This window comes from Rhizobium indicum, from assembly GCF_005862305.2.
Taxonomy (GTDB): Bacteria; Pseudomonadota; Alphaproteobacteria; order Rhizobiales; family Rhizobiaceae; genus Rhizobium; species Rhizobium indicum.
Window position 1 is genome coordinate 1,823,524 of the sequence record NZ_CP054021.1, and the last position, 12,854, is coordinate 1,836,377.

Here is a 12,854-nt window from a genome sequence, read left to right on the forward strand (position 1 = left end):
AAGACGACAATATTTGATGCGCGTAAAGGTCCTAATTCCGGTCTTCAACCGACTTGAGCACACTCGCAAAGTTATCGCGGCCTTGAGGGCCCAAACCGTTGTCGACAGTATTCGAATTGTCGTCATTGATGACGGCTCAACCGATGAAACGGCTGAGTTCCTCGCGGCGCAGCCTGACGTGACGAGCATAAGAGGCGACGGCAATCTTTGGTGGGGCGGAGCCATAGAGGTCGGTCTGAAGCGGGTTCTGCCCGACTGCGGTCCCGAAGACTACATCCTGTTCGTCAACAATGACACGTGGTTTGGCCCGACCTATGTCGAGACATTGATACGGTGTTCACGCGAAAATGGGGATGCCATTGTCGGCAGCGTCGTTCATGAGGAGGAGAGCGACCCACCTTTGACGGGCGTGGGACCGCGCTTGAACATAAATCGTATTGCGGTATGGGACATTCTTGCCGAGTTGAGTGAAGAGGAGCGCCGGAATCCTAAGCCGCTCTATAAGGCGGACGCGCTCAGCGGTCGCGGAACGTTGTTTCCCGCGGAACTGTTCAAACGACATGGAACCATGCGTCCGCGTTTCCTGCCGCATTATATGGCCGATTACGAAATATCCATGCGCTTCGCACGAACGGGCGTACAACTCCTTGTTTCCAGCGAAGCCATAGTTTATTCACCGCCAGTCTACGGCGCTCACGTGTCGAATACGTCTTCGTGGAAGAAGCATTTTGGCCGGCGCTCGCCCCACAATGTATTTCAGCGGGCCGCGTTCTATTCTTTGATCGGCACGCCTTTGCAACGGCTGACAGCGCCATTGCGCATGGCGGCCTTCATGATTATCCGGACGGCCCACACTCTGCGAGCGAAGAAATGAAAAAGGACAATAACGACGCAATGAAGAGCGATCATCAGATGCAGTGTATTGCCTGCGGTTCGAATATGGAAACATTTATCGAGCGCATATCCGACGATCGATACGGCTGCCCCGGTGTATATTCGATCGAGAGGTGCGTGTCTTGCGGTCATATGACGACAACACCGCCGCTGACGGAAGAAGACCTGCCTGGGCTTTACAGCACCTATTATCCGCGCCGGGAAGTCGATTTCTCCGCCATAGAGCGAGAAGCTGCGCTGGTAAACAAGCCTTTCGCCGCTTTCAATCGTTGGATGGCCGGCACCGATCACCAAGGCCACTATCTGGCGCAGCCTGGTGAGAAGGTACTGGATGTCGGTTGCGGCTCATGCATTTCGCTGCTCGAAATGAGGAACAAGGGTATCGAAAGCTGGGGGATTGAGGCCGATCCGAATGTACGGACGATTGCCGATCACTTCGGTTTGCAAGTCCATATCGGCAACATTTACGATCTGCCTTTTCCCGACATGAAGTTCGACCTGATTGTATTGAATCAGGTGCTCGAACATGTGCCGGATCCCTCGGCCATGCTGCAGGCGGTAAGAGAACGTCTCACCCCCCAGGGCCGCGTGATCATGGCGTTCCCCAATACGGGCTCGTTTCATCACAAGATCTGGAAAGACCGCTGGATCAATTGGCACATTCCCTATCACCAAAATCATTTCAACCGCACCTCTTTTACCAAGCTCGCCGGCAAGTTTGGTTACAAGGTCGAAAACGTCAGAACGGTTACGCCTAATCTCTGGTCGGTCCTGCAATTACGCACCGCACGCGAGCGGAAGCAGGAGGGCAAGTCATCATCCACCTGGACGCACAATGCTGATGCAATCCAAGTCAGGCCACCGTTCTTCACTCGACTGAAGAACGTAGCCCTATCGCGTGGCGCACGTGGGGCCGGGATGGTGATGGGATTGGGCAATCGAATTCTGGATGCCGCAGGCAAGGGCGACAGCCTTCTCTTCGTGCTGAGGCCGATCTAGAAATTCCACCCCGCTCTCCCGCAAGGTCAGGCGATCGCAGGTAGGAGAATTCAACATAACGCTCCGACTGCATGGGAGCGGATATGCAGGCATGGGTGCAGTTCAAGCTCACGCCGCGAGGCCTGGATACAATGACATATGGCGTGTCAAGAACCGGAAGAAGTTGCTTCGAACTGGCGAGGGTCGCAGGATGGAGCCGAGTGCTCGAGGCCCCGGCTAGAAAGATGGCCTTGCGCGGCTTTTTCTTCGGGATCTCCTGCATTGATCAAGGATAATCTGCAGTACTGGATTGCGACGCCGCCTTTCCGTCTGCTACGGGTTGGCCAGATTTCGCCCCTTAAAATGTAAGCAAGACACCCGTCAAGATGGCTGCAGACACTGCCGATCCACGTATTCCCCGGATAAGCCTCATCACCGTTTGCTGGAACGCCGAGCGGACCATTGCCGATACGTTGCGGTCCATCGACACGCAAACCTACCGCGATTTCGAGCACATCATCATTGACGGGGGCTCAAGCGATTCCACGCTCGCCATCATCGCTTTGGCGCCGGCGGACAACCGCCGCGTACTTTCGGGACGGGACGGAGGTATCTATGAGGCGATGAACAAGGGGATTGGCCTTGCGAGCGGCGACATCATCGGCTTTTTGAATGCGGACGACACTTTCGAGAGCAGCGACTCCCTCGAAACCGTGGCGGCCGCGCTGGAAGATCCAGCGTATGATGGCTGCTACGGCGATCTCGTCTATGTTTCCAACCGGCATATCGACCGCAAGATCCGCTACTGGAAATCGCGTACGTTCAGGTCCGGTTCGTTCGCCCGTGGCTGGTGTCCACCGCATCCGACATTTTATGTTCGCCGTAGCATTTATGAACAGTTCGGGCGGTTTGATCTGCGTTATCGGCTTGCAGCCGACGTCGAGCTTATGATGCGATTTTTGGAAGTCGCGCGGATCAGAACAATCTATATCCCGCGAGTCCTGGTCAGGATGCGCTTAGGGGGGGCCACGAACAAGAACGTTCAAAATATATCGCGTCAGAACAAGGAGGTGCTGTGCGCCCTTGCCGACCACGGCCTGAAGGTCTCAACATCAATGTTCTGGGTCTTTAAGATCGTGAACCGGTTGGGCCAGTTCCTGATGCGCAATCGATCGCAGGATTTATAAGCGTAAATCCACGCCGCCGTCGATAGCCGGTTTCACACCGCCACCCTCCCCGAACCCGTCCGCAATCGCCGTCATCCGCTCCGCCGCAGCATGCCCGATCTCCCCCCGGGGTACCAGGAGGTCCGATTGGGTTCACGCAAAAAGGAAATCCCCCGAGTCTAGGCTCGTCAAGGCTACGTTCCTCAACACTATGGTGTTGTCGATATCGGCTGTAACGATTGTATCGTTGCCATACTGACTGGATGCAGCAAAAAGCGATTCCCAGTCGGCGAAAATGTTGTGATCGATTCTGATCGTGTCGTGCGCCGTGCCGGTTGCCATGAAGTCTATGATCGTGTCGTGGCCCCAGTTCGACAAATAAACGAACAAGTCTGCCGCCTCGCCACCAACGAGGATGTCGTTGCCGGCGCCACCGGCAATGGTGTCGGTCCCGCTACCGCCGACGATTAGGTTGTCCAGCGAGTTTCCTGTTCCGACAAAGTCCGTCGTTCCGATATAGGTGAGGTTCTCGACATCACTGCCAAGCGTGTAACTCGCCAGTGTCGTGCGAACCGTGTCGATCCCCGCGTCAGCGTTCTCGGCTACGATATCGACGGCATTGTCGACGATGTAAGTGTCATTGCCTGCCCCGCCGATCAAGGTATCGGCGCCGGCGCCACCATCCAGCACATCATTGCCGGCGCCGCCGGTGATCGTGTTGGCGAGAGCATTGCCGGTGCCGGTGAAGTTTGCCGATCCCGTGTAGGTGAGGTTCTCGACATTGTTGCCGATCGTATAGCTGGCAAGCGCCGTCTGGACCGTGTCTGTCCCCTCGTTCGCATTCTCGATCACAAGGTCGGTCGCAATATCGACGACATAAAGGTCGTCACCCGTCCCGCCTGACATCGTGTCGGAACCCGCACCACCAATCAATGTGTCGTTGCCGACGCCACCGCTGAGATTGTCCGCAGCTGCCCCACCGGTCAGGACGTTGCTCAGCGCATTGCCCGTGCCGGCAAAGGCTGCCGTTCCGATATAGGTGAGGTTCTCGACATTGGCTCCCAGTGTGTAGGCGGCCAGGGCCGTGCGAACCGTGTCGGTTCCCGCGGCGGCGTTCTCGGCAACGCTGTCACCGACATTGTCGACGATATAGGTGTCGTCGCCCGCACCGCCGATCAGCGTATCGGCGCCTGCCCCGCCATTCAGCACATCGTTGCCGGCGCCGCCGGTGATGGTGTTGGCGAGCGCATTGCCGGTGCCAGTGAAGCTGGCCGATCCCGTGTAGCTCAGGTTCTCGACATTGATCAGTGCAGCGATCGAGTAGGTCGCAAGCGACGTGCGGATTTCGTCGGTGCCGGCACTGGCCAACTCGGTGACGATGTCGCTCGCACTGTCGACCACATAGATGTCGTTGCCCGCACCGCCGTTCAGCGTGTCATTGCCGGCGCCGCCGTCCAGCAGATCGTTGCCGGCACCGCCGGTGATCGTGTTGGCGAGCGCATTGCCGGTGCCGATAAAATCGCCGGTGCCGATGAAAGCTAGGTTTTCGACATTGGCAATATTGGTCAAGGCATAGGAAGAAAGCACCGTCCTGATCAGATCGGTCCCTTCATTCACCCCTTCGGTGACCACGTCGGCCAGATCATCGACGATATAGATGTCGCTGCCCGCTCCGCCGATCAAACTATCGGCACCAGCCCCGCCATTCAGCGTGTCGTTGCCGACACCACCAGTGATCGTGTTGGCAAGGCTATTGCCTGTCCCGGCAAAGGCTGCCGTTCCGATGTAGGTGAGGTTCTCGACATTGGCTCCCAGTGTGTAGGCGGCCAGTATCGTGCGAACCGTGTCGGTTCCTTCATCGGCGTTCTCGGCAACGCTGTCGCCGGCATTGTCGACGATATAGGTGTCGTCGCCCGCACCGCCGATCAAGCTATCGGCACCTGCCCCGCCATTCAGCGTATCGTTGCCGTCGCCGCCTGACAGCGTATCGATGGCAGCCGCCCCTGTGATTACATTGTCGAGATCGTTCCCGGTCCCGGCAAAGGCTGCCGTTCCGATATAGGTGAGGTTCTCGACATTGGCGCCAAGCGTATAGCTTGCCAGGGTCGTGCGAACCATGTCGGTTCCCGCGGCGGCGTTTTCGGCAACGCTGTCGCCGACATTGTCGACGATATAGGTGTCGTCGCCCGCTCCGCCGATCATCGTGTCGGCGCCTGCCCCGCCATTCAGCGTGTCATTGCCGGCGCCGCCGGTGATCGTGTTGGCCAGCGCATTGCCGGTGCCGGTGAAGTTGGCCGATCCCGTGTAGCTCAGGTTCTCGACATTGATCAGTGCAGCGATCGAGTAGGCTGCAAGCGACGTGCGGATTTCGTCGGTGCCGGCACTGGCCAACTCGGTGACGATGTCGCTCGCACTGTCGACCACATAGATGTCGTTGCCCGCACCGCCGTTCAGCGTGTCATTGCCGGCGCCGCCGTCCAGCAGATCGTTGCCGGCGCCGCCGATGATCGTGTTGGCGAGCGCATTGCCGGTGCCGGTGAAGTCGGCGGATCCCGTGTAGCTCAGCTTCTCGACATTGTTGCCGAGCGTATAGTTTGCCAGCACGGTCTTGACCGTGTCGGTTCCCGCGCCGGCGTTCTCGGCAACGCTGTCGCCGGCATTGTCGACGATATAGGTGTCGTCGCCCGCACCGCCGATCATCGTGTCGGCACCTGCCGCACCATTCAGCGTGTCGTTGCCGACACCACCAGTGATCGTGTTGGCAAGGCTATTGCCTGTCCCGACAAAGGCTGCCGTTCCGATGTAGGTGAGGTTCTCGACATTGACGCCAAGCGTATAGTTTGCCAGCACGGTCTTGACCGTGTCGGTTCCTTCATCGGCGTTCTCGGCAAGGCTGTCGCCGGCATTGTCGACGATATAGGTGTCGTCGCCCGCACCGCCGATCAGCGTATCGGCGCCTGCCCCGCCATTCAGCGTATCGTTGCCGTCGCCGCCTGACAGCGTATCAGCGGCGGCCGCCCCTGTGATTACATTGTCGAGATCGTTCCCGGTCCCGGCAAAGGCTGCCGTTCCGATATAGGTGAGGTTCTCGACATTGACGTCAAGCGTATAGCTTGCCACGGTCGTGCGAACCATGTCGGTTCCCGCAGCGGCGTTTTCGGCAACACTGTCACCGGCATTGTCGACGATATAGCTGTCGTCGCCCGCTCCGCCGATCAAGCTATCGGCACCTGCCCCGCCATTCAGCGTGTCATTGCCGGCGCCGCCGGTGATCGTGTTCGCCAGCGCATTGCCGGTGCCGGTGAAGTTGGCCGATCCCGTGTAGCTCAGGTTCTCGACATTGTTGCCAATCGTATAGCTTGAAAGCGCCGTCTGGACCGTGTCTGTCCCCTCGTTCGCATTCTCGATCACAAGGTCGGTCGCGATATCGACGACATAAATGTCATCACCCGTCCCGCCCGACATCGTGTCGGAACCAGCACCGCCAATCAATGTGTCGTTGCCGCCAGCGCCAGTGAGCTTATCGGCAACGACACCGCCCTTGATGATGTTGTCGAGCGCATTGCCCGTGCCGGTAAACGCGGCCGTGCCGCCATAGGTGAGGTTCTCGACATTGACCCCCAGCGTATAGGCGGTCAGATTCGTCTGCACCGTGTCGATACCCTCATCGGCATTCTCGATGACGATGTCACCGGTGGAGATGACATAGGTGTCGTCGCCCGTGCCGCCATTTAGCGTGTCGACCCCGGCACCTCCAGCCAGGACATTGTTCAGCGCGTTGCCTGTCCCGGCAAACGCACCAGTTCCGATATAGGCGAGGTTCTCGACATTGGCGGCAAGCGTATAGCTTGCCAGGGTCGTGCGAACCGTGTCGGTTCCCGCGGCGGCGTTCTCGGCAACGCTGTCGCCGGCATTGTCGACGACATAGGTGTCGTCGCCCGCTCCGCCGATCAAGCTATCGGCACCTGCTTCGCCATTCAGCGTGTCGTTGCCGACGCCGCCGGAAAGCGTATCAGCCGCGGCCGCCCCTGTGATTACATTGTCGAGATCGTTCCCTGTTCCGACAAAGTTCGTCGTTCCGATATAGGTGAGGTTCTCGACATCACTGCCAAGCGTATAGCTCGTCAGTGTCGTGCGAACCGTGTCGGTCCCCGCGTCAGCATTCTCGGCGACGATATCGACGGCATTGTCGACGATGTAGGTGTCGTTGCCTGCCCCACCGATCAAGGTATCGGCGCCGACGCCACCGTCCAATATGTCGTTGCCGGCGCCGCCGGTGATCGTGTTGGCCAGCGCATTGCCGGTGCCGGTGAAGTTGGCCGATCCCGTGTAGGTGAGGTTCTCGACATTGTTGCCAATCGTATAGCTGGCAAGCGCCGTCTGGACCGTGTCTGTCCCCTCGTTCGCATTCTCGATCACAAGGTCGGTCGCAATATCGACGACATAAATGTCGTCACCCGTCCCGCCTGACATCGTGTCGGAACCCGCACCACCAATCAATGTGTCGTTGCCGACGCCACCGCTGAGATTGTCCGCAGCTGCCCCACCGGTCAGGACATTGTCGAGATCGTTCCCGGTCCCGGCAAAGGCTGCCGTTCCGATATAGGTGAGGTTCTCGACATTGGCGCCAAGCGTATAGCTTGCCAGGGTCGTGCGAACCATGTCGGTTCCCGCGGCGGCGTTTTCGGCAACGCTGTCGCCGACATTGTCGACGATATAGGTGTCGTCGCCCGCTCCGCCGATCATCGTGTCGGCGCCTGCCCCGCCATTCAGCGTGTCATTGCCGGCGCCGCCGGTGATCGTGTTCGCCAGCGCATTGCCGGTGCCGGTGAAGTTGGCCGATCCCGTGTAGCTCAGGTTCTCGACATTGATCAGTGCAGCGATCGAGTAGGTCGCAAGCGACGTGCGGATTTCGTCGGTGCCGGCACTGGCCAACTCGGTGACGATGTCGCTCGCACTGTCGACCACATAGATGTCGTTGCCCGCACCGCCGTTCAGCGTGTCATTGCCGGCGCCGCCGTCCAGCAGATCGTTGCCGGCACCGCCGGTGATCGTGTTGGCGAGCGCATTGCCGGTGCCGATAAAATCGCCGGTGCCGATGAAAGCTAGGTTTTCGACATTGGCAATATTGGTCAAGGCATAGGAAGAAAGCACCGTCCTGATCAGATCGGTCCCTTCATTCACCCCTTCGGTGACCACGTCGGCCAGATCATCGACGATATAGATGTCGCTGCCCGCTCCGCCGATCAAACTATCGGCACCAGCCCCGCCATTCAGCGTGTCGTTGCCGACACCACCAGTGATCGTGTTGGCAAGGCTATTGCCTGTCCCGGCAAAGGCTGCCGTTCCGATGTAGGTGAGGTTCTCGACATTGGCTCCCAGTGTGTAGGCGGCCAGTATCGTGCGAACCGTGTCGGTTCCTTCATCGGCGTTCTCGGCAACGCTGTCGCCGGCATTGTCGACGATATAGGTGTCGTCGCCCGCACCGCCGATCAAGCTATCGGCACCTGCCCCGCCATTCAGCGTATCGTTGCCGTCGCCGCCTGACAGCGTATCGATGGCAGCCGCCCCTGTGATTACATTGTCGAGATCGTTCCCGGTCCCGGCAAAGGCTGCCGTTCCGATATAGGTGAGGTTCTCGACATTGGCGCCAAGCGTATAGCTTGCCAGGGTCGTGCGAACCATGTCGGTTCCCGCGGCGGCGTTTTCGGCAACGCTGTCGCCGACATTGTCGACGATATAGGTGTCGTCGCCCGCTCCGCCGATCATCGTGTCGGCGCCTGCCCCGCCATTCAGCGTGTCATTGCCGGCGCCGCCGGTGATCGTGTTGGCCAGCGCATTGCCGGTGCCGGTGAAGTTGGCCGATCCCGTGTAGCTCAGGTTCTCGACATTGATCAGTGCAGCGATCGAGTAGGCTGCAAGCGACGTGCGGATTTCGTCGGTGCCGGCACTGGCCAACTCGGTGACGATGTCGCTCGCACTGTCGACCACATAGATGTCGTTGCCCGCACCGCCGTTCAGCGTGTCATTGCCGGCGCCGCCGTCCAGCAGATCGTTGCCAGCGCCGCCGGTGATCGTGTTGGCGAGCGCATTGCCGGTGCCGGTGAAGTCGGCGGATCCCGTGTAGCTTAGCTTCTCGACATTGTTGCCGAGCGTATAGTTTGCCAGCACGGTCTTGACCGTGTCGGTTCCCGCGCCGGCGTTCTCGGCAACGCTGTCGCCGGCATTGTCGACGATATAGGTGTCGTCGCCCGCTCCCCCGATCAGCGTGTCAGCACCTGCCGCACCATTCAGCGTGTCGTTGCCGACACCACCAGTGATCGTGTTGGCAAGGCTGTTGCCTGTCCCGACAAAGGCTGCCGTTCCTGCATAGGTGAGGTTCTCGACATTGACGCCAAGCGTATAGTTTGCCAGCACGGTCTTGACCGTGTCGGTTCCCGCAGCGGCGTTCTCGGCAACGCTGTCGCCGGCATTGTCGACGATATAGGTGTCGTCGCCCGCACCGCCGATCAAGCTATCGGCGCCTGCCCCGCCATTCAGCGTGTCGTTGCCGTCGCCGCCTGACAGCGTATCAGCGGCGGCCGCCCCTGTGATTACATTGTCGAGATCGTTTCCGGTCCCGGCAAAGGCTGCCGTTCCGATATAGGTGAGGTTCTCGACATTGGCGTCAAGCGTATAGCTTGCCACGGTCGTGCGAACCGTGTCGGTTCCCGCAGCGGCGTTTTCGGCAACACTGTCACCGGCATTGTCGACGATATAGCTGTCGTCGCCCGCTCCGCCGATCAAGCTATCGGCACCTGCCCCGCCATTCAGCGTGTCATGGCCGGCGCCGCCGGTGATCGTGTTGGCGAGCGCATTGCCGGTGCCGGTGAAGTTGGCCGATCCCGTGTAGCTCAGGTTCTCGACATTGATCAGTGCAGCGATCGAGTAGGCTGCAAGCGACGTGCGGATTTCGTCGGTGCCGGCACTGGCCAACTCGGTGACGATGTCGCTCGCACTGTCGACCACATAGATGTCGTTGCCCGCACCGCCGTTCAGCGTGTCATTGCCGGCGCCGCCGTCCAGCAGATCGTTGCCAGCGCCGCCGATGATCGTGTTGGCGAGCGCATTGCCGGTGCCGGTGAAGTCGGCGGATCCCGTGTAGCTCAGCTTCTCGACATTGTTGCCGATCGTATAGTTTGCCAGCACGGTCTTGACCGTGTCGGTTCCCGCGCCGGCGTTCTCGGCAACGCTGTCGCCGGCATTGTCGACGATATAGGTGTCGTCGCCCGCACCGCCGATCATCGTGTCGGCGCCAGCCGCACCATTCAACGTGTCGTTGCCGACACCACCAGTGATCGTGTTGGCAAGGCTATTGCCTGTCCCGGCAAAGGCTGCCGTTCCGATATAGGTGAGGTTCTCGACATTGGCTCCCAGTGTGTAGGCGGCCAGTATCGTGCGAACCGTGTCGGTTCCCGCGGCGGCGTTCTCGGCAACGCTGTCACCGGCATTGTCGACGACATAGGTGTCGTCGCCCGCTCCGCCGATCAAGCTGTCCGCACCTGCTCCGCCATTCAGCGTGTCATTGCCGGCGCCGCCGGTGATCCTGTTGGCGAGCGCATTGCCGGTGCCGGTGAAGCTGGCCGATCCCGTGTAGCTCAGGTTCTCGACATTGATCAGTGTAGCGATCGAATAGGTCGCAAGCGACGTGCGGATTTCGTCGGTGCCGGCACTGGCCAACTCGGTGACGACGTCGCTCGCACTGTCGACCACATAGATGTCGTTACCCGCTCCGCCGTTCAGCGTGTCGTTGCCGGCGCCGCCGTCAAGCGTGTCGTTGCCGGCGCCGCCGGTGATCCTGTTGGCGAGCGCATTGCCGGTGCCGGTGAAGCTGGCCGATCCCGTGTAGCTCAGGTCCTCGACATTGATCAGTGCAGCGATCGAATAGGCTGCAAGCGACGTGCGGATTTCGTCGGTGCCGGCACTGGCCAACTCGGTGACGACGTCGCTCGCACTGTCGACCACATAGATGTCGTTGCCCGCTCCGCCGATCAGCGTGTCAGCACCTGCCCCGCCATTCAGGATGTCATTACCGACACCACCAGTGATCGTGTTGGCAAGGCTATTGCCTGTCCCGGCAAAGGCTGCCGTTCCGATGTAGGTGAGGTTCTCGACATTGGCTCCCAGTGTGTAGGCGGCCAGTATCGTGCGAACCGTGTCGGTTCCCGCGGCGGCGTTTTCGGCAACGCTGTCGCCGGCATTGTCAACGACATAGGTGTCGTCGCCCGTTCCGCCGATCAAGCTATCGGCACCGGCCCCACCATCCAACACATCATTGCCGGCGGCGCCGGTGATTGTGTTGGCCAGCGCATTGCCGGTGCCGGTGAAGCTGGAGGATCCCGTGTAAATCAGATTCTCGACATTGTTGCTGAGAATATAACCTGAAAGCGCCGTCCGTACGGTGTCCGTCCCCTTGTTCGCACTCTCGACCACAAAATCGACGCCAGCGTCGACCACATAGATGTCGTTGCCGGCACCGCCGATCAGCGTGTCGTTGCCGGCGCCGCCATCCAGCGTGTCGTTGCCGGCGCCGCCGGTGATCGTGTTGGCGAGGCTACTTCCAGTTCCGGTAAAAGCGCCAGTGCCGGTGAAGGTCAGGTTTTCAACATTGGCATTGATGGTCAAGGCATAGGAAGAAAGCACCGTCCTGATCAGATCGGTCCCTTCATTCAGCCCTTCGGTGACCACGTCGACCAGATCATCGACAATATAGGTGTCGTTGCCCGTTCCGCCGATCAATGTGTCATTGCCGGAACCGCCGGAAAGCGAATCATTTCCGGCATTGCCCCAGAGCGTATTGTCCGCCTCATTACCTATAATCGAATCGTTGCCGGAGCCGGCCTGAACGTTCTCAATCAACGATGCAACATTGCCCTGATAAAGAAGGGCGTTGAAAATGTTGCCGCGGGCATAGCCATTATTCGGACCTCCGCCCAGATCGGCCAGCTGACCCTGGGAAAAAACCGAGTGCCCCCCTGCTCGCAAGTCGATTTTGAGGCCCGTCGTATAGGCACTCAGGTCGTAGGTATCGATACCGCCGCCGTCCCAGATTGTCGCGAAGATCCTGTTGGCAGCGGGCGTGATGGCCGCAACGCCGTCGACATAGGTGATGCCCTGGTTCGGATTCCACTTGTAGACCGTATTGCCACTGTTCGTGGTATAGTCCGCACCATACATCTCCTGCAGGGCGGCGATGTCGAGCATCATGAAGCTTTGTGGCGCGCCATCATGCTCATACTTGTACCCACTCAAACTGTCTCCGACATATGTGTGGTAGGTCATGATCGTATATTCGAGCGAGTCGTAGGCGTTCGGAACGACTATCTCCCCTTCGTGACCATGTTTCAGTCCGAGAGCGTGACCCAGCTCGTGCGCCAAGGTATGGCCCGCATAGTTGCCGAACCTCGGAAAGCGAAGATCATCTTCGGTGCCAGCATATCCCGTCCCGAACCAGACATCACCACCCGGCCAGCCGGCAATTGGTAAATAGGCCCATGCCGTGTCAGGCAGAGACGATTGAGCGAACCGCACCGTTGCGGTACCCGCGCTTCCCGCCTCAAAGTTGGCGTTCGTGAATCCCTCGACGGAGAAACCGTCATTTGCCGCACTCCCGTAAGACTGCTCCATAAAGTACAAGGCGAGAGACTGCTGCTGGGACGAAATTGAAGAGAAAGAATGGTATTTTTCGTCACCATAGGCATACGATGACGAGCTCGTGGGAAACGCATAGGTTATCGTTCCGCCCCAGGCAAAGTTGCTCAAGAGCCCGTCTACCTT

4 protein-coding genes and 1 pseudogene are annotated in these 12,854 nt (G+C 59.4%); 3 read left to right on the forward strand and 2 right to left on the reverse strand.

The window, feature by feature from the left end:
* Window positions 1-16 precede the first annotated feature (16 nt).
* Both FFM53_RS09115 and FFM53_RS09120 read left to right on the forward strand, forming a co-directional pair.
* Entirely contained in the window at window positions 17-874 is an 858-nt protein-coding gene (locus FFM53_RS09115; RefSeq protein WP_138390737.1) for a glycosyltransferase family 2 protein, read from the forward strand.
* The gene (locus FFM53_RS09120; RefSeq protein WP_138390730.1) at window positions 871-1,893 is read left to right on the forward strand and encodes a class I SAM-dependent methyltransferase; all 1,023 of its coding nucleotides are present in this window, start codon (window positions 871-873) and stop codon (window positions 1,891-1,893) included. The genes FFM53_RS09115 and FFM53_RS09120 overlap by 4 nt, the downstream gene beginning before the upstream one ends.
* 133 nt (window positions 1,894-2,026) lie before the next feature.
* On the opposite strand, the pseudogene FFM53_RS36905 reads toward FFM53_RS09120, so the two are convergent.
* Window positions 2,027-2,155, reverse strand: a pseudogene (locus tag FFM53_RS36905) (sugar phosphate nucleotidyltransferase); the annotation flags it as partial.
* Between the two features lie 103 nt (window positions 2,156-2,258).
* Between FFM53_RS36905 and FFM53_RS09125 the strand changes: the two are divergent.
* A complete protein-coding gene (locus tag FFM53_RS09125) occupies window positions 2,259-3,059 on the forward strand; it encodes a glycosyltransferase family 2 protein (RefSeq protein ID WP_138390731.1) in 801 nt (266 codons plus the stop codon).
* Window positions 3,060-3,191: 132 nt separating this feature from the next.
* Here FFM53_RS09125 and FFM53_RS09130 read toward each other — a convergent pair whose 3' ends face one another.
* The gene (locus FFM53_RS09130; RefSeq protein ID WP_343075042.1) at window positions 3,192-12,359 is read right to left on the reverse strand and encodes a M10 family metallopeptidase C-terminal domain-containing protein; all 9,168 of its coding nucleotides are present in this window, start codon (window positions 12,357-12,359) and stop codon (window positions 3,192-3,194) included.
* Between the last annotated feature and the right edge of the window lie 495 nt (window positions 12,360-12,854).